The 19,539-nt window shown below is 61.4% G+C and carries 7 protein-coding genes and 2 rRNA genes; 7 read left to right on the top strand and 2 right to left on the bottom strand.

Going from position 1 to position 19,539, the window contains the following annotated elements; translation table 11 throughout:
* Positions 1-89: 89 nt before the first annotated feature.
* Both RHM60_RS11805 and rrf read left to right on the top strand, forming a co-directional pair.
* A 23S ribosomal RNA gene (locus RHM60_RS11805) occupies positions 90-2,981 on the top strand.
* A 172-nt stretch (positions 2,982-3,153) separates the two neighbouring features.
* Positions 3,154-3,269 (top strand): 5S ribosomal RNA (gene rrf, locus RHM60_RS11800).
* Between the two features lie 73 nt (positions 3,270-3,342).
* Here rrf and RHM60_RS11795 read toward each other — a convergent pair.
* Positions 3,343-6,411, bottom strand: coding sequence for an autotransporter domain-containing protein (locus tag RHM60_RS11795; protein WP_322214498.1), 3,069 nt, complete (start codon positions 6,409-6,411; stop codon positions 3,343-3,345).
* 214 nt (positions 6,412-6,625) lie between these two features.
* Between RHM60_RS11795 and recC the strand changes: the two genes are divergently transcribed.
* The 3 genes from recC to recD are packed head-to-tail and all read left to right on the top strand — an operon-like array spanning position 6,626 to position 15,812.
* Positions 6,626-10,075, top strand: coding sequence for an exodeoxyribonuclease V subunit gamma (gene recC, locus RHM60_RS11790; RefSeq protein ID WP_322214497.1), 3,450 nt, complete (start codon positions 6,626-6,628; stop codon positions 10,073-10,075).
* On the top strand, positions 10,072-13,746 hold the full coding sequence (gene recB, locus RHM60_RS11785; protein WP_322214496.1) for an exodeoxyribonuclease V subunit beta: 3,675 nt from the start codon (positions 10,072-10,074) through the stop codon (positions 13,744-13,746). Before recC ends, recB begins: the two co-directional genes overlap by 4 nt.
* Positions 13,743-15,812, top strand: a complete 2,070-nt coding sequence (gene recD / locus RHM60_RS11780; RefSeq protein WP_322214495.1) for an exodeoxyribonuclease V subunit alpha — start codon at positions 13,743-13,745, stop codon at positions 15,810-15,812. Before recB ends, recD begins: the two co-directional genes overlap by 4 nt.
* Before the next feature lie 126 nt (positions 15,813-15,938).
* Here the strand turns inward: recD and RHM60_RS11775 are convergent, their stop codons facing one another.
* Entirely contained in the window at positions 15,939-16,886 is a 948-nt protein-coding gene (locus RHM60_RS11775) for a LysR family transcriptional regulator (protein WP_322214494.1), read from the bottom strand.
* 131 nt (positions 16,887-17,017) lie between these two features.
* On the opposite strand from RHM60_RS11775, the gene RHM60_RS11770 reads away from it, so the two are divergent.
* Positions 17,018-18,535, top strand: a complete 1,518-nt coding sequence (locus RHM60_RS11770) for a CoA-acylating methylmalonate-semialdehyde dehydrogenase (protein ID WP_322214493.1) — start codon at positions 17,018-17,020, stop codon at positions 18,533-18,535.
* Between the two features lie 15 nt (positions 18,536-18,550).
* On the top strand, positions 18,551-19,438 hold the full coding sequence (gene mmsB, locus RHM60_RS11765) for a 3-hydroxyisobutyrate dehydrogenase (RefSeq protein ID WP_322214492.1): 888 nt from the start codon (positions 18,551-18,553) through the stop codon (positions 19,436-19,438).
* The last annotated feature ends 101 nt before the right edge of the window (positions 19,439-19,539 follow it).

Raw genomic sequence — 19,539 nt, 5'->3', positions numbered from 1 at the left:
GGTAAAATTTGTGAGTTCTCTTAATCGAGAAATTCGAATTTTCGGCGAATGTTGTCTTCACAGTATAACCAGATTGCTTGGGGTTATATGGTCAAGTGAAGAAGCGCATACGGTGGATGCCTTGGCAGTCAGAGGCGATGAAAGACGTGGTAGCCTGCGAAAAGCTTCGGGGAGTCGGCAAACAGACTTTGATCCGGAGATGTCTGAATGGGGGAACCCAGCCATCATAAGATGGTTATCTTACGCTGAATACATAGGCGTAAGAGGCGAACCAGGGGAACTGAAACATCTAAGTACCCTGAGGAAAAGAAATCAACCGAGATTCCCTTAGTAGTGGCGAGCGAACGGGGACTAGCCCTTAAGTGGCTTTGAGATTAGCGGAACGCTCTGGAAAGTGCGGCCATAGTGGGTGATAGCCCTGTACGCGAAAATCTCTTGGTCATGAAATCGAGTAGGACGGAGCACGAGAAACTTTGTCTGAATATGGGGGGACCATCCTCCAAGGCTAAATACTACTGACTGACCGATAGTGAACTAGTACCGTGAGGGAAAGGCGAAAAGAACCCCGGAGAGGGGAGTGAAATAGATCCTGAAACCGTATGCGTACAAGCAGTGGGAGCCCACTTTGTTGGGTGACTGCGTACCTTTTGTATAATGGGTCAGCGACTTATTTTCAGTGGCGAGCTTAACCGAATAGGGGAGGCGTAGCGAAAGCGAGTCTTAATAGGGCGTCTAGTCGCTGGGAATAGACCCGAAACCGGGCGATCTATCCATGGGCAGGTTGAAGGTTGGGTAACACTAACTGGAGGACCGAACCGACTACCGTTGAAAAGTTAGCGGATGACCTGTGGATCGGAGTGAAAGGCTAATCAAGCTCGGAGATAGCTGGTTCTCCTCGAAAGCTATTTAGGTAGCGCCTCATGTATCACTGTAGGGGGTAGAGCACTGTTTCGGCTAGGGGGTCATCCCGACTTACCAAACCGATGCAAACTCCGAATACCTACAAGTGCCGAGCATGGGAGACACACGGCGGGTGCTAACGTCCGTCGTGAAAAGGGAAACAACCCAGACCGTCAGCTAAGGTCCCAAAGTTATGGTTAAGTGGGAAACGATGTGGGAAGGCTTAGACAGCTAGGAGGTTGGCTTAGAAGCAGCCACCCTTTAAAGAAAGCGTAATAGCTCACTAGTCGAGTCGGCCTGCGCGGAAGATGTAACGGGGCTCAAACCATACACCGAAGCTACGGGTATCACGTAAGTGATGCGGTAGAGGAGCGTTCTGTAAGCCTGTGAAGGTGAGTTGAGAAGCTTGCTGGAGGTATCAGAAGTGCGAATGCTGACATGAGTAACGACAATGGGTGTGAAAAACACCCACGCCGAAAGACCAAGGTTTCCTGCGCAACGTTAATCGACGCAGGGTTAGTCGGTCCCTAAGGCGAGGCTGAAAAGCGTAGTCGATGGAAAACAGGTTAATATTCCTGTACTTCTGGTTATTGCGATGGAGGGACGGAGAAGGCTAGGCCAGCTTGGCGTTGGTTGTCCAAGTTTAAGGTGGTAGGCTGAGATCTTAGGTAAATCCGGGATCTTAAGGCCGAGAGCTGATGACGAGTGTTCTTTTAGAACACGAAGTGGTTGATGCCATGCTTCCAAGAAAAGCTTCTAAGCTTCAGGTAACCAGGAACCGTACCCCAAACCGACACAGGTGGTTGGGTAGAGAATACCAAGGCGCTTGAGAGAACTCGGGTGAAGGAACTAGGCAAAATGGCACCGTAACTTCGGGAGAAGGTGCGCCGGTGAGGGTGAACGACTTGCTCCGTAAGCTCATGCCGGTCGAAGATACCAGGCCGCTGCGACTGTTTATTAAAAACACAGCACTCTGCAAACACGAAAGTGGACGTATAGGGTGTGACGCCTGCCCGGTGCCGGAAGGTTAATTGATGGGGTTAGCTAACGCGAAGCTCTTGATCGAAGCCCCGGTAAACGGCGGCCGTAACTATAACGGTCCTAAGGTAGCGAAATTCCTTGTCGGGTAAGTTCCGACCTGCACGAATGGCGTAACGATGGCGGCGCTGTCTCCACCCGAGACTCAGTGAAATTGAAATCGCTGTGAAGATGCAGTGTATCCGCGGCTAGACGGAAAGACCCCGTGAACCTTTACTATAGCTTTGCACTGGACTTTGAATTTGCTTGTGTAGGATAGGTGGGAGGCTTTGAAGCGTGGACGCCAGTCTGCGTGGAGCCAACCTTGAAATACCACCCTGGCAACTTTGAGGTTCTAACTCAGGTCCGTTATCCGGATCGAGGACAGTGTATGGTGGGTAGTTTGACTGGGGCGGTCTCCTCCTAAAGAGTAACGGAGGAGTACGAAGGTGCGCTCAGACCGGTCGGAAATCGGTCGTAGAGTATAAAGGCAAAAGCGCGCTTGACTGCGAGACAGACACGTCGAGCAGGTACGAAAGTAGGTCTTAGTGATCCGGTGGTTCTGTATGGAAGGGCCATCGCTCAACGGATAAAAGGTACTCCGGGGATAACAGGCTGATACCGCCCAAGAGTTCATATCGACGGCGGTGTTTGGCACCTCGATGTCGGCTCATCACATCCTGGGGCTGAAGCCGGTCCCAAGGGTATGGCTGTTCGCCATTTAAAGTGGTACGCGAGCTGGGTTTAGAACGTCGTGAGACAGTTCGGTCCCTATCTGCCGTGGACGTTTGAGATTTGAGAGGGGCTGCTCCTAGTACGAGAGGACCGGAGTGGACGAACCTCTGGTGTTCCGGTTGTCACGCCAGTGGCATTGCCGGGTAGCTATGTTCGGAATAGATAACCGCTGAAAGCATCTAAGCGGGAAACTAGCCTCAAGATGAGATCTCACTGGAACCTTGAGTTCCCTGAAGGGCCGTCGAAGACTACGACGTTGATAGGTTGGGTGTGTAAGCGCTGTGAGGCGTTGAGCTAACCAATACTAATTGCCCGTGAGGCTTGACCATATAACACCCAAGCAATTTGACTACTCCTGACTTGGAAACAAGTAGAAGCATCAGATTGCGGTGTGTGAAGACGAGATGAACCGAAAGTTCGACGCTCACAAAACACCGACAGCTGTCACATACCCAATTTGCTGAAGCGAGGCCGTCTGGCCACGACTCAGTACCCGAATTTCTTGACGACCATAGAGCATTGGAACCACCTGATCCCATCCCGAACTCAGCAGTGAAACGATGCATCGCCGATGGTAGTGTGGGGTTTCCCCATGTGAGAGTAGGTCATCGTCAAGATTAAATTCCGAAACCCCATCTGCGAAAGCAGATGGGGTTTTGTTTTGGGCGGTTGGAAAGTCAGGCTTTACGCTTAAAACGCCAATGTCAGCCGAGCATTCAACGACTGATCAGATGTATTGCTGCTCACCTGACCGTCATAACTCAACCCCACGCTCAAGGTATCGCTCAACCCCAGATCGACGCCCACGCCGATTATTGCTGCACTGCGAGCAATCGGTGCGCCGGCCAATTCGAAGGTGTCGCCGCCACTGAAAGCGGCACGGCTCTCTGGCGTCACGTCGCCATAGGCGCGACGCCAGCCCAGCATGGCGTTAGGCTTGACCGCGACGCTGCCAGCATTCAAATGAGTGGCTGCACGTAGGCCCAGGGTACTGAAGGTGATGTGATTGTCCTGGGACTTGTTCTCCAGCGTGATCAGGTTGCTGTTCTCATCGAAGGAGTCAGTGTCCAGTCGCACATGGGCAAGGTTGGCGAAGGGTTCCAGCAGCGCGTTACCCATTTCGATGGAGTAACCCAGTTCGCCGAAGACCTGGTTGGTCGCTGCCTTGTAATCTTCTTTGAAATGCTCGGAAGAGCCCGGCAAGTCCAGCGTGCGCTTGGCCGTCAGCTCGTGCCAGGTGCGCACCGCGCCCAGGCGCAGGCCCAGTTGGCCCCACTTGGCGCCTCCATAGACGCCCAGGTGATAGTTATCGCTGTCAGTGGAGCCGGATGCATGACGCAGGTCGAAACTGCTGCTGCTCACGCCAGCCAGCGCGCCCACGCGCCACGTATCATCGAGCGGTACATCAACGCCGAACAACAGCCCGCTGGTATGACTGTCGAGTCCCGAGACGTCACGGCTGCCGTCGGTTTTCCCGGTCGCGCCAATGGCTTGAGTCCACACCACGCCACGCGAAGCATCACCGACCAGTGTTTGCGCCGTGCTGCCGAATGCCTGCGCCGACTGCGATTGTTGCAAGCGATCATTCATGGCATTACGCACCAGTCGGCTGTCTTCAATCAATGCAGTCTGCGTTGAAGCATGCAGCTCATTGGACAACGCCTTGAACGTGGCTTGTGCCGTCGGCGCGTCATCCTGTACCACCTGACGCCAGAGCGCATTGCCAGCACCCGCGCTGTCCAGCCCTTGCGCGACAGCCCTGGCATTGCGGGTAGTCGCAAGGGTGGAGAAGCTCTGCGCGTTACGATCAAGCGTCAGGCCCACATCGGTAGCTGTGTAGTTCAACGTTGGGGTGAGGAATGCGAAGTTGGTTTGCACGGGAGCAAACGCACCGCTTACGCCGCCGGCTGCCGAGAGGATCGAGTAACGGCTCGCGGCCAGCCAGTGACCGCCTTCAACCAGCGACAATGTGCTGTTATTGATGTTTGCACGACCGCTGGCGACGATGCGATCAGCATTGCCGGCAGCGTCCGACTCCACCTGATAGACCGCACCCTGAGCAAGGTTGACGTCACCCTTGACGTTCAGTTGCCCGACCGAATTGCCCGGCGCCACCACGCCACCCTGAGCGACATTGATGCCGCCAACAATGCCGTTGCCACCCAGCGTTGCGCCTTGCTGCACACTGACGAGCGAGTTCCCCAGATTGCCGTTTACGGCCAGGCGCCCGGCTTGCACAGTCGTCGCGCCCGACAGACTGCTATTGCCGGTCAGGTTCAACGACCCCACCCCCCGTTTGATCAGCGCACCGTTGCCCGCCAGTATGTTGCCGAGGGTATCGTTGGTTGACTGATCGACCACCAGTGTGGCGTCATCGGTGATCGCTCCGCTGCCGAACGCCTGGGCGTGACCGGTCAGAACCCCGCCATTGATCACCGTGCCGCCCGAGTAAGTGTTATTACCGGTCAGCAGCAGATTACCGCTGCCGTTCTTGATCAGCGCGCCACTGCCGCTGATATCGTTGCGCCAGGCGTCAATGGCGTTATAGCCACCGAGGCTGGCGTCCATGTTCACTGTGACGTTGGAATTGAACGCCGCGAAACCATCGCCCGCCGCGTACAGGTTCAATCGGCCATAGCCGCCTGACTGATCGATCACCGCATAGCCTGAGGCAATTTCAGTCGTCGCCAGAATCTCGCGGCGCTGGCTCGCGTCCAGATAAGGAAAGCGCGTTTCCAACAGCACTTCGGCGTTAACCGGCACTACCGGCGCCAGGTTGGTCGCGCCCACAGGATCGAATCCGTAAGTCATGCGCGACGTATACAGCGCCTTGTCCTGAGCGTGCTGAGAGGTACGGTCAGTGGCCGGGTCGATGGTCGCCAGGCAGTTATTAACATTGCCGCCGCATTGCGCAGTGAAATACGCCAGCGCCTGTGCCCGCGCATCGGCGCGCAGTTGAGCATTGGCCGGGTTGGACAAGTTATCGATGGCGAAATACGTTGCGGTAATGCGCCCACCGATCACGTCAAAAGGCGAATGCATGCCCGCTTCAATACGGTTGTCACCGATTTCCGACGCGCGCAGCATGAGTTCGCTGAAACGTTCGGGAATCGCGTAGGCCAGTGCGTAGGAAGACAAGTACGCAGCGTTGGTATGGCCGCTGGGGAATCCCGAATCGCTGGCCGGCGTCGTGCTCTTGGCCGGCCGCAGCGAAGGCTGCACCACGAACTCCAGGTTTTGACCGTCCAGGCTTTGCCGCCAGGGACGGGGATACAGATAGTGGGATTTGGCAGGCGTGGTAGACGCGTCATTACGCAACGCTCCGACCAGATCGACCACCTTGCCCAGCGCCGAAGAGGAGCTGCCGGCGCCGTTGCCTTTATCGTCGTACCTGACGGTTTTGTTGCTGTCGTCGAATTGCGTGATGGTCGTGAAAGCGCCAGCGCCTGCCTTGTAGGCAGCGCTCAACGAACCGAGCCCGCTGATGGCGCTGTAGCTCTGGTCACGGCGATCATCGAAGTAGGCGGCGGTTTCTTGCGCAACGGTACGAGCGTTGGCGCGGTCGAGCACGATTTGCAGGTTGCGCCTGAGCAATCCCTGACCCAGCGCGGTCGGCGTGCCGGTATCCCAGGTCGCGCCGGTCGTCCACAGCGTGCCGAAGCCGGACAGCAGATCGACACCGTTGATGCTGTCGTCCCCCGCACGGCTCGCTGCCTGAACCGATACGGCAAGCAATGAAAGTAGCAATGAAGACGCCATTATCTGGGCCGTTTGGGTGTTGGATCGCATAGCCTTCGCCTTCACTCTATCGGGATAAGGCGCCGACCCTAGCAAGCAGGTTTTACACGCCCATGTATGCGCAGTGACACATTTGTGGCGGCTCCAGGGGGCCTAAACCATCTCAAGCCCGCCAATAACGGCCCACAGTGCTAAAGTCGCACCCCTCGATTGTGCTTTTCCCAAGGAAGCCGTTATGCCGGATGCGACGTCCCTCAGCGCTGGGTTCATGGTGGTTCACGGCAACCGCCTGGACGAGCTGCGCAGCCTGGTGGTCAGTTGGATGCGCCGTTACCCCTTGGCGCCCCTGGAAAACGAAATCGCTCTGGTGCAAAGCAACGGCATCGCCCAATGGCTCAAGCTGGCCCTGGCCGAAGATCCGCAGGACGACGACATGGGCGGCTGCGGTATTGCCGCCGCCATCGACGTTCAACTGCCCGGCAGCTTCATGTGGCAGCTCTATCGCATGGTGCTGGGCCGCGACGAAATCCCGCCCAAATCGCTGCTCGATAAGGCGCCCCTGACCTGGCGCCTGATGCGTCTGCTGCCGGAGCTGATCGACCAGCCACACTTCGAGCCGCTGCAGCGTTTTTTGACCGACGACACCGACCTGCGCAAACGCTACCAACTCGCCGAACGCCTGGCTGACCTGTTCGACCAGTACCAGGTCTACCGCGCCGATTGGCTGGAAGACTGGGCCGCCGGCCGCCATCAATTACGCAACGGTCGAGGCGAGTCCAAACCCCTCAATCCCGCCAATTGCTGGCAAGCCGAATTATGGCGCGCACTGCTGCTGGATGTGGGAGAGCAGGGCATGGCCCAAAGTCGCGCCGGTGTGCATCAGCGCTTCATCGAACGCATCAACAGCCTTGAGCAAGCGCCAAAGGGCCTGCCTTCGCGAGTGATCGTCTTCGGCATTTCATCACTGCCCGCCCAGGCGCTCGAAGCCCTCGCCGGCCTGGCCCGATTCAGCCAGGTGCTGCTCTGCGTGCACAACCCTTGCCGCCATCATTGGTCCGACATCGTTGCCGACAAGGACCTGCTGCGCAACGAGTACAAACGCCAGGCGCGCAAAGCCGGCATGCCCGTCACCCTCGACCCGCAAACCCTGCACCAGCACGCGCACCCGCTGCTCGCCGCCTGGGGTAAGCAGGGGCGCGACTACATCAGCCTGCTGGACAGTTACGACGACCCCAGCAGCTATCGCGCCGCGTTCCGCGACGGTCGCATCGACCTGTTCAGCGACAGCGAGCCCACCACGCTGCTCAACCAGCTGCAGGACGACATTCTCGAACTGCGCCCCTTGAGTGAAACCCGCGAAATGTGGCCCGCCGTCGACCTGCAGCGCGATACCTCAGTCCGCTTCCACATCGCCCACAGCGCCCAACGCGAAGTCGAAATCCTCCACGACCAACTGCTCCAGCGCTTCAGCGCCGACCCCACGCTGCGCCCTCGGGACATCATCGTCATGGTCCCCGACGTCGACAGCTACGCGCCGCATATTCGCGCGGTGTTCGGTCAACTCGAACGCAGCGATCCACGCTTCATTCCGTTCACGCTCACCGACCAGGGCCAGCGCGGCCGCGATCCGTTGCTGATTGCCGTCGAGCACCTGCTCAAACTGCCTGACAGCCGCTTCCCCGTCAGTGAAATCCTCGACCTGCTCGACGTGCCCGCCCTGCGCGAACGTTTCGCCATCAAGGAGCGCGACCTGCCCACCCTGCATCGCTGGATCGAAGGCGCCGGTATCCGCTGGGGCCTTAACGCCGAACAGCGCGCCGGCCTGGGCCTGCCGCCAGCGCTGGAGCAGAACAGCTGGCGATTCGGCCTGCGTCGCATGTTGCTCGGCTACGCGGTCGGCACCGGTATGGCCTGCGACGGCATCGAACCCTACGACGAAATCGGCGGCCTCGATGCTGCCCTGATCGGCCCGCTGGTGGCCCTGCTCGACGCGCTCAATGACGCCCATCAAGCCCTGTCGCAAGCCGCGTCGCCGAGGGTATGGAGCGAACGCCTGCAGCGCCTGATGCAACGGTTCTTCCTGGCCAGCAGCGAACATGACGACTACCTGCTGGGCCAGCTCGAACAGTTGAGAGAAACCTGGCTGGAAACCTGTGAGTCCGTCGGCCTGCAGGACGAATTACCCCTCACCGTGGTGCGCGAAGCGTGGTTGGCCGGTCTGGATCAGGGCCGCCTGTCCCAGCGTTTCCTCGCCGGGGCCGTCAATTTCTGCACCCTGATGCCCATGCGCGCCATCCCCTTCAAGCTGGTGTGCCTGCTCGGCATGAACGACGGCGACTACCCGCGCGCGCAACCGCCGCTGGATTTCGACCTGATGGGCAGCGACTACCGTCCCGGCGACCGTTCACGCCGCGAAGACGACCGCTACCTGCTGCTCGAAGCCCTGCTCTCGGCCCGCGACCAGCTCTATATCAGTTGGGTGGGCCGCAGCATTCGCGACAACAGCGACCGGCCGGCCTCGGTGCTGATCGGCCAGTTGCGCGACCATATCGCCAGCGGCTGGCACAACCTCCAGGACGCTCCATTGCTGGAGGCCATGACCCAGGAACACCCGCTCCAACCGTTCAGCGCCCGCTACTTCCACGAAGGCGACGCACTGTTCAGTTACGCCCGCGAATGGCAGATGCTGCACCAGGCGACCGACGCCCCACCCATCGCAGACGCACTCGCACCGCATCAGCAGGAAGAACCCCTGAGCCTCGGCCAATTGCAGGATTTTTTGCGCAACCCGGTCAAACATTTCTTCAGCCAGCGTCTGAAGGTGTTCTTCGAAGCCGCCGAAGTACCGCTGGCGGACGAAGAACCTTTCGTCCTCGACGCCCTGCAACGCTACAGCCTGAGCGACAGTTTGCTCAACGCCGCCCTGACCCGACCCGATCAGCTCGACCAGGCCCTCAGCGCCCAGGCCCTGCGCCTGCAAGGCAGCGGCCTGCTGCCCATGGTCGGTTTCGGCGAATGCCTGCGCAACGAGTTGATCGAGCCGTTGCCCGACTTGCTGCAGCGCTATCAACAATTGCTCGCGCTTTGGCCCACGCCCCACACCGGCGCAGAACCGATCAGCTTCGACTACCAGGGTATTCAACTGGACGGCTGGATCAGCGGCCTGCATCGGCGCAGTGATGGCGGGTTACTGAGCGTCACCACCATCCCCAACAGCATCGGCTCGATCAAGACACGCAAGTGGCATCGCCTGATTCGGCCCTGGGTCAACCATGTAGTGGCCTGCGCCTGCGGACTGCCATTGAGCACCGGCCTGGTCGCCAGCGACGACACCTTGCTGCTGGCCCCACTGGAAAAAGCCGCGGCCCAAGCCCTGCTCAACGACCTGCTGCTGGCATGGCACACCGGCATGAGCAAGCCGCTGCCAGTCGCCGTCAAAACCGCGTTTGCCTGGCTGGGCCAAACCGACCCCGTCAAGGCGCAGGCGGCCGCCAGCAAAGCCTACGAAGGCGATGGCATTACCACTGATGGCGAGCGCCGTGAAAGCCCGGCACTCACCCGGCAATTTCCCGACTATGCCGCGCTCACCGCCAGCGAAGAGTTCGAAGGCTGGGCCGAAACCCTGTATCGCCCGCTGATCAATGCGTCCTGGCGCTCACTCACCCGCGAGGAGGCCGGCGCATGACCCGCACACCCCTGGCCCTGGCGTTCCCGCTCAAAGGCAGCCAACTGATCGAAGCCAGCGCCGGCACCGGCAAGACCTTCACCATTTCGGCCCTGTACCTGCGCCTGGTGCTCGGCCACGGTGGCGAAACGTCCGGTTTTGGTCACGAGTTGCTGCCGCCGCAAATTCTCGTGGTGACCTTCACCGACGCCGCCACCAAGGAACTGCGCGAACGCATCCGCATCCGCCTGGCCGAAGCCGCACGCTTTTTCCGCGTTGAAATCGAACAGCCGGACGCGCTGATCGCCGACCTGCGCGACGAATACCCGCCCGAGCTATGGCCGGCCTGCGCCAATCGCCTGGACATCGCCGCGCAGTGGATGGACGAAGCCGCCGTCTCGACCATCCACAGCTGGTGCCAGCGCATGCTGCGCGAACATGCCTTCGACAGCGGCAGCCTGTTCACCCAGACCCTGGAAACCGACCACAGCGATCTGCTGGGCGAGGTGCTGCGCGATTACTGGCGGCTGTTCTGCTACCCCCTGCACGACGACGCACTCAACTGGGTGCGCAACCACTGGGGGGGGCCGGCCGCGCTGATGCCACGGGTGCGCGCGCTGTTCGGCAGCGAGCGGCCGACCGACGAGACCCGCGAGCCGGCCGAGCTGATCAACGCCTGCCTGCAGGAACGCCGTGAAGCGCTGATCCACCTCAAGGCGCCCTGGCAACAATGGGCAGCGGAATTGCGTGAGATCTGCCTGCAGGCCGTCGCCGCCAAAGCGGTTGACGGCCGCAAGATGCAGGCCCGTTACTTCGAGCCGTGGTTCGAAAAAATCAGCGCCTGGGCTGCCGACGAAAGCCTGGAGCAGTTGGACATCGGCACCGGCTTCACGCGGCTTACCCCGGACGGCATGGCCGAAGCCTGGAAGGGCGACCCGCCGCAGCATCCCGGCATCGAGGCCATGGCCGATCTCAAAGCCCGTCTTGATGCCTTGCCGACGCCCGACGCCGCCGTGCTGCAACACGCCGCCGGGTGGGTCGGCAAACGGTTTGAAGAAGAAAAACGTCGCCGCGCCGAAATGGGCTTTGACGACATGCTGATCCGCCTCAACGCCGCCCTGCAAGCCGAAGGCGGCGAGCGCCTGGCCAGTGTGATCCGCGAGCAGTTCCCGGTGGCCCTGATCGACGAATTCCAGGACACCGACCCGGTGCAGTACAGCATCTTCGACAGCATTTACCGTATCGAAGAAAACCACCTCGACAGCGGCCTGTTCCTGATCGGCGACCCCAAGCAGGCGATCTACGCGTTCCGGGGCGCCGACATCTACACCTACCTGCGCGCGCGCAAATCCACCCTCGGCCGCCATCACACGCTGGGCACCAACTTCCGTTCCAGCCATGCCATGGTCGAGGCGGTAAACCATGTGTTCCAGCGTGCGGAAACAGGCCGTGGCGCGTTTCTGTTTCGTGAGCCCAATGGCGATAACCCGGTACCGTTCCACGCGGTGCTGGCCCAGGGCCGCAAGGAACAGTTGCAGGTCAATGGTCAGACGCTGCCGGCGCTGAACCTCTGGCACCTGCCCACCGATCAGCCGATTTCCAACGTCATCTATCGCAAGCATCTGGCTGCTGTCTGCGCGACGCAGATTGTCGAGCTGCTCAACGGTGGGCAACAAGGCACGGCAGGTTTGCGGCAGCAGGATGACCGCTTCAATGGCGTGCTGCCGTCAGACATCGCCATCCTGGTGCGCGATGGCAAGGAAGCCCAGGCCGTGCGTGCCGAGTTGGCAGCCCGTGGCGTGCGCAGTGTGTACCTGTCCGATAAGGATTCAGTGTTCGCCGCTCAGGAAGCCCACGACCTGCTGGCCTGGCTCAAAGCCTGCGCCGAGCCCGACGTCGAGCGCCCACTGCGCGCCGCGCTGGCCTGCGTCACCTTGAACCTGTCGCTGGCGGAACTGGAGCGCCTGAACCAGGACGAACTGGCGTGGGAAACCCGCGTGATGCAGTTTCGTGGCTACCGCGCGATCTGGCGCAACCAGGGCGTGCTGCCGATGCTGCGTCGCTTACTGCATGATTTCAAACTGCCGCAAACCCTGATCGCCCGCAGCGATGGCGAACGGGTGCTGACCAACCTGCTGCACCTGAGCGAGTTATTGCAACAGGCGGCCTCGGAACTCGATGGCGAGCAGGCGCTGATCCGTCACCTGGCCGAACACCTGGCGCTGTCCGGTCAGGCCGGTGAAGAGCAGATCCTGCGCCTGGAGAGCGACGAGCAACTGGTCAAGGTGGTGACCATTCACAAGTCCAAGGGCCTGGAATATAACCTCGTTTTCCTGCCGTTCATCTGCTCGGCCAAACCGGTGGATGGCAGCCGCTTGCCGCTGCATTACCACGATCAACAGGGTAAGTCCCAGGTCAGCCTGCGCCCCACCGCCGAGCTGATCGCCCAAGCCGACGACGAGCGTCTTGCCGAAGACCTGCGCCTGCTCTACGTGGCCCTCACGCGCGCCAAACATGCGTGTTGGCTCGGCATCGCCGACCTCAAGCGCGGCAACACCAGCAGCTCGGTGCTGCACCTGTCGGCGCTCGGCTATCTGCTCGGTGCCGGCGCCGCGCTGGGCGAGTCTGCCGGGCTGGCGCGCTGGTTGCTGGACCTGGCGCAAGGTTGCCCGGCGGTGCACTACACCGAGGTGCCCGACCCGCAGGGCAATGTCTTCCACCCGCCGCGCAACCAGGCCACCTTGCGGGCGCCGTTGCTGCCCACGCGCAAGGCGGCAGAAAACTGGTGGATCGCGTCCTACAGTGCCCTGCGCATTGGCGACAGCATGAGCGCCGCCCCCCTCGAAGCGCCGGAAAGCCCCCAGGCCCAGAAGCTGTTCGATGACGAACGCCTCGACCCCGATGCCCCGCGCGAAGTGGCAGCGTCCGGCGGCGATATTCACCGTTTCCCACGTGGCCCTAACCCCGGGACCTTCCTTCACGGGTTGCTCGAGTGGGCCGGTGAGGAAGGTTTCGACGTGACCCCACAGGCGCTCGAAAAAGCCGTCGGCGCGCGCTGCAATCGCCGCAACTGGGAAGGCTGGATCGTCACCCTCAGCAGTTGGCTGGGCCATCTGTTGGAAACGCCGCTGCCCCTGCATGACGATCAGGTCACGCTCAGCGGTCTGCAGCACTATCAGATCGAGATGGAATTCTGGTTCGCCAGTCGCAAGGTCGATGTGCTCGCCCTCGACAGGCTGGTGTGTCAGCACACCCATCACGGCGTGTCGCGCGTGGCTGCCGAACCGGTATTGCTCAATGGCATGTTCAAAGGCTTTATCGACCTCACGTTCGAACACGAGGGCCGCTACTACGTGGCCGACTACAAATCCAACTGGCTCGGTCCCGATGATTCGGCCTACACCGTCGAGGCCATGGAACAGTCGATCCTCGAGCATCGGTACGACCTGCAATACGTCCTCTACCTGCTGGCCCTGCATCGTCAGCTCAAGGCCCGTTTGCCCGATTACGACTACGACCGGCATGTCGGCGGTGCGCTTTACCTGTTCCTGCGGGGCACCCAGGCCGCCAGCCAGGGCGCGTATTTCACACGGCCACCGCGCGCGCTGATCGAGGGGCTTGACCTGCTGTTCCAGGGTAAATCGATACCGCCCAAGGCTGAGCCCGCGTGGGAACAAGGAGTGCTGTTATGAGCCTGTCGCCGCTACCGCTGGAGGCACTGGCGCCCTTGAACCGCGCCGCCGACCTGCTGCAACTGCTCGAACGTTGGGTCGAACGTGGCTGGCTGCGTGCGCTGGACAAAGCCTTCGTCGGCTTCCTGCATGAGCTTGATCCGCACGCCGACCCCCTGGTGTTGCTGGCGGCGGCCTTGACCAGTCACCAGCTTGGCCACGGCCATGTGTGCCTGGACCTGTTCGAAACCCTCAAGGCAGCGGATTTCGCCCTGTCGTTGCCACCCGAAGGCGACCTGCAGACCGGCGCCATGCTGCTGCCGTCGCAACTGCTCGACGGCCTTGACGGCGCCCATTGGTGCCAGGCCCTGGCGGCCAGCCCGTTGGTCGCGTTGGCCGTCGATGACAGCGAGTCCGCCCACAGCCGGCCGTTGGTGCTGGCCGGCAAACGCCTGTACCTGCGCCGTTACTGGGCCTATGAGCGGCGCATCGACACGGCGTTGCGCCTGCGCCTGGCCACCGAAGAAACCGTCTCGCCCGACTTGCCCCAACGCTTGAACGGCCTGTTCGAACACGCCCCGCCGGATGGCGTGATCGACTGGCAGAAACTCGCCTGCGCCCTGGCCACCCGCGGTGCGTTCAGCATCGTCACCGGCGGCCCCGGCACCGGCAAGACCACCACCGTGGTACGCCTGCTCGCGCTGTTGCAGGCGCCCGCCGTGGAGGCCGGCAGCCCGTTGCGCATTCGTCTGGCCGCGCCCACCGGCAAAGCCGCCGCGCGCCTGACCGAATCCATCAGCCAGCAAGTGTTGTCGCTCAATGTGCCGCAGGGCGTGAAGGACAAGATCCCGACCCAGGTCACCACCGTTCACCGCTTGCTCGGCAGCCGCCCTGGCACCCGACACTTTCGTCATCACCTGGGCAACCCGCTGCCGCTGGATGTGCTGGTGGTGGACGAAGCCTCGATGATCGACCTGGAAATGATGGCCAACCTGCTCGACGCCTTGCCGTCTCACGCGCGGCTGGTGCTGCTGGGTGACAAGGACCAGCTCGCCTCGGTGGAGGCCGGTGCCGTGCTCGGCGACCTGTGCCGCGACGCCGAGGCCGGCTGGTACAGCCCACAGACGCGGCAATGGCTGCAAGCGGTCAGCGGCGAAGACCTCAGTGCCAGCGGCTTGCAGGAAGACCTCGACGCCAGCCATCCGCTGGCGCAACAAGTGGTGATGCTGCGTTACTCGCGGCGTTTTGGCGAAGGCAGCGGCATCGGTCAGCTGGCGCGCTGGGTCAACCAGCAAAACGCCGAACAGGCACGTGCACTGTTGGCCGCGCGCAGCCACAGCGACCTGTTCTGCGTCAGCCTCAAGGGCGAGCACGACCACGCCCTGGAACGGCTGGTGCTGGACGGGCAGGGCGATGGCGCCCAGGGTTATCGCTACTACCTGAACCTGCTGCAGTCCGCGCGCCCGCCGCTCGATACCCCACGCGAAGACCCCGCCTGGACCCACTGGGCGCAACAACTGTTGCAAGCCTTCGACGCGTTCCAGTTGCTCTGCGCCGTGCGCAAGGGCCCGTGGGGCGTGGAAGGCCTCAACCTGCGTATCACCGCCGCCTTGCGCAAAGTGAAGCTGATCGAAGGCGACGAGCAATGGTACGAAGGGCGCCCGGTCTTGATGACGCGCAATGACTACGGCCTTGGGCTGATGAACGGCGACATTGGCATCGCCCTGAAACTACCGGAAAGTGACGGCGGCCCGCAGGTCTTGCGCGTGGCCTTTCCGCGCAACGACGGCCAGGGCGGCGTGCGCTTTGTGCTGCCCAGCCGCTTGAATGATGTGGAAACCGTGTACGCCATGACCGTGCACAAATCCCAGGGCTCCGAGTTCACCCACACTGCGCTGATCCTGCCGGATGCGCTCAACCCGGTGCTCACCAAAGAGCTGATCTACACCGGCATCACCCGCGCCAAACGCTGGTTCAGCCTGATCGAACCGCGTGGCGGCGTGTTCGAAGAAGCGGTGCGGCGCAAGGTCAAGCGCTTGAGCGGGTTGATGCTGGAGCTGGGCCAGGGCACCACAGAGGCTGACTGAACGGACCCTCCATTCTCAATCTGTAATGCAATCAAAGTGTGGGAGGGGGCTTGCTCCCGATAGCGGAGTGTCAGGCACTGATAGGCCACTGACTCACAGCCATCGGGAGCAATCCCACTCCCACATTTAATCGGCAAATCGCATCTCCCGCGTTTCCCCCATCAACAACCGCTGGTTCTGCTCCGTCACCTCACGGATGTAATCCCACAACAGAGTGATCCGTTTGAGCTTGCGCAAATCCTCCCGGCAGTACATCCAGAACTGCCGCGTAATCGCAATCTGCTCCCCCAGCACTGGCAGCAAGCGTGGGTCCTGCGCCGCGAGAAAGCATGGCAATATCGCCAGCGACCGCCCTTGCTGCGCGGCCACGTACTGCGCGATTACGCTGGTGCTGCGCAAGCTGGCGCTGGCACCTGGCACCACGTTGGCGAGGTACAGCAGCTCTGAACTGAACGCCAGGTCATCCACGTAGCTGATAAACCGATGTTCGGCCAAATCTGCCGGACGCTGGATCGGTGGGTGCTGGTCGAGGTAATCCTGGGTCGCGTACAGCTGCAATTGGTAATCGCACAGTTTGCAGCACACATACGGCCCGTGTTCCGGGCGTTCCAGGGCGATGACGATGTCGGCTTCGCGCTTGGACAGGCTGATGAAGTGGGGCAGGGGCAGGATGTCCACCGAGATGGCGGGATAGGTGTCGACGAAATGGCTCAACTGCGGCGTGATGAAAAAACTGCCAAAGCCCTCGGTGCAGCCCATGCGCACATGGCCGGACAACGCCACGCCGGAGCCGGACACCTGCTCGCAGGCCATGTGCAACGTGCTTTCGATGGACTCGGCGTAACCGAGCAAACGCTGGCCCTCGGCGGTGAGCACGAAGCCGTTGGTGCGGGATTTTTCGAACAGCAGCGTGCCGAGGGACACTTCCAGCGAAGTGATGCGCCGCGACACCGTGGTGTAGTCCACTGCCAGGCGCTTGGCCGCAACGCTGGCCTTGCGGGTACGCGCCACTTCGAGAAAAAACTTCAGGTCATCCCAGTTCAGGGAGCCCAGTGAGGTGATGTTTTTTTGCATATTGGACCGGCTTTTATGTGCGTTCTTATTAGAGATTTGCACATCTATACTCCAAAAACAGTCCGAACGCCTCACTTCCCAAGGCGGTTCACGCGCCTTGTCTCTGCATAACTATAAGATTTGGAGACCACATGAACGCATCCACCGACATTTCCGTGCAACGGGTCAAGCTGCTGATCGACGGTGAGTGGGTCGAATCCGGCACCACCCAATGGCAAGACATCGTCAACCCGGCGACCCAGGAGGTGCTGGCCAAAGTCCCGTTTGCCACCGCTGACGAAATCAACGCCGCCATCGACGCCGCCCATCGCGCCTTCCAGACCTGGAAACTGACCCCGATTGGCGCGCGCATGCGCATCATGCTCAAGCTGCAAGCGTTGATCCGCGAACATTCCAAACGCATCGCCGCAGTCCTCAGCGCCGAGCAGGGCAAGACCATCGCTGACGCCGAGGGCGATATTTTCCGCGGGCTGGAAGTGGTCGAGCACGCCTGCTCCATCGGTACCCTGCAAATGGGCGAGTTCGCCGAAAACGTTGCCGGCGGTGTCGACACCTACACCCTGCGCCAGCCCATCGGCGTGTGCGCCGGCATCACGCCGTTCAACTTCCCCGCAATGATTCCGCTGTGGATGTTCCCGATGGCCATCGCCTGCGGCAACACTTTCGTGCTCAAACCGTCCGAGCAGGACCCGCTGTCCACCATGCTGCTGGTGGAGCTGGCGCTGCAAGCCGGTGTGCCGGCCGGCGTGCTCAACGTGGTGCATGGCGGCAAGGACGTGGTGGATGCGCTGTGCACCCATCAACACATCAAGGCCGTGTCATTCGTCGGCTCGACCGCCGTCGGCACCCACGTTTATGACCTGGCCGGCAAACATGGCAAGCGCGTGCAGTCGATGATGGGCGCGAAGAACCATGCGGTGGTGCTGCCGGATGCCAACCGCGAACACACGCTCAATGCGTTGGTGGGCGCCGGTTTCGGCGCGGCGGGTCAGCGCTGCATGGCCACTTCGGTGGTGGTGTTGGTGGGCGCAGCCAAGCAATGGCTACCGGACCTCAAGGCGCTGGCGCAGAAACTCAAGGTGAATGCTGGCAGCGAAGCGGGCACGGATGTCGGCCCGGTGATCTCCAGGCGTGCCAAGGCGCGCATCCTGGCGTTGATCGAAAGCGGCGTGAAAGAAGGCGCCACGCTGGAGCTGGACGGCCGCGATATCAAAGTGCCGGGCTTCGAGCAAGGCAACTTTGTCGGGCCCACCCTGTTCTCGGGCGTGACCACGGACATGCAGATTTACACCGAGGAAATATTCGGCCCGGTACTGGTCGTGCTGGAAGTCGCCACGCTGGATGAGGCCATCGCGCTGGTCAACGCCAACCCGTTCGGTAACGGCACCGGCCTGTTCACCCAGAGCGGCGCGGCGGCACGCAAGTTCCAGAGCGAAATCGACGTGGGTCAGGTCGGCATCAACATTCCGATCCCGGTGCCGGTGCCGTTCTTCAGTTTTACCGGCTCGCGCGGCTCCAAGCTTGGCGACCTCGGTCCCTACGGCAAGCAAGTGGTGCAGTTCTACACCCAGACCAAAACCGTCACCAGCCGCTGGTTCGACGACGACACGGTCAACGATGGCGTCAACACCACCATCAACCTGCGCTGAGTGGGGGAGACGATCATGAAAATTGCATTTATCGGCCTGGGCAACATGGGCGCACCCATGGCCCGCAACCTGATCAAGGCCGGCCACGCGCTGAACCTGTTCGACCTCAATCAGACCGTGCTCAAGGAACTCGCCGAACTGGGCGGCACGATCAGCGGCTCACCGCGTGACGCTGCCCAGGGCGCCGAACTGGTGATCAGCATGCTGCCGGCTGCCGCCCATGTGCGCAGCGTGTGGCTCAATGAAGACGGCGTACTCGCCGGTATCGGCCACGGCGTGCCAGCGGTGGATTGCAGCACCATCGACCCGCAGACCGCACGCGACGTGGCGGCCGCTGCCGCCGAGCACGGCGTGGTGATGGCTGATGCGCCGGTGTCCGGCGGCACCGGCGGGGCGCAGGCCGGGACGCTGACCTTTATGGTGGGCGCGACGCCGCAATTGTTCGCCACCCTCCAGCCGGTGCTGGCGCAGATGGGCCGCAACATTGTGCATTGCGGTGAGGTGGGCACCGGGCAAATCGCCAAGATCTGCAACAACCTGCTGCTGGGCATCAGCATGGTCGGCGTCAGCGAAGCCATGGCGCTGGGCGACGCATTGGGCATCGACACCCAGGTGCTGGCGGGCATCATCAACAGCTCCACCGGGCGTTGCTGGAGTTCGGACACCTACAACCCGTGGCCGGGCGTGATCGAAACCGCGCCGTCATCACGCGGTTACACCGGCGGCTTCGGCGCCGACCTGATGCTCAAGGACCTGGGCCTGGCCACCGAAGCGGCGCGCCAGGCCAAACAGCCCGTGATCCTCGGCGCGGTGGCCCAGCAGTTGTATCAATCGATGAGCCAGCGCGGGGAAGGGGGCAAGGACTTTTCGGCGATCATCAACAGCTATCGCAAGCCCAAATAGCAGGACTTTTGCGCCTTTGTGGCGAGCGGGCTTGCCCCGCGTTGGGCTGCGCAGCAGCCCCAATCCAGGCACCGCGATTTTCCGCAAAGATCGCGGTGAGG

Origin of the sequence: Pseudomonas sp. MH9.3 (assembly GCF_034354675.1) — a bacterium.
Lineage (GTDB): Bacteria > Pseudomonadota > Gammaproteobacteria > Pseudomonadales > Pseudomonadaceae > Aquipseudomonas.
Note: the sequence above shows the minus strand (reverse complement) of the source record. Positions and strands in the feature narration are given on the sequence as shown.

Coding starts and splice junctions, on each gene's coding strand:
- RHM60_RS11795 (WP_322214498.1), bottom strand. CDS start 6,411: ATGGCGTCTTCATTGCTACTTTCATTGCTTGCCGTATCGGTTCAGGCA.
- recC (WP_322214497.1), top strand. CDS start 6,626: ATGCCGGATGCGACGTCCCTCAGCGCTGGGTTCATGGTGGTTCACGGC.
- recB (WP_322214496.1), top strand. CDS start 10,072: ATGACCCGCACACCCCTGGCCCTGGCGTTCCCGCTCAAAGGCAGCCAA.
- recD (WP_322214495.1), top strand. CDS start 13,743: ATGAGCCTGTCGCCGCTACCGCTGGAGGCACTGGCGCCCTTGAACCGC.
- RHM60_RS11775 (WP_322214494.1), bottom strand. CDS start 16,886: ATGCAAAAAAACATCACCTCACTGGGCTCCCTGAACTGGGATGACCTG.
- RHM60_RS11770 (WP_322214493.1), top strand. CDS start 17,018: ATGAACGCATCCACCGACATTTCCGTGCAACGGGTCAAGCTGCTGATC.
- mmsB (WP_322214492.1), top strand. CDS start 18,551: ATGAAAATTGCATTTATCGGCCTGGGCAACATGGGCGCACCCATGGCC.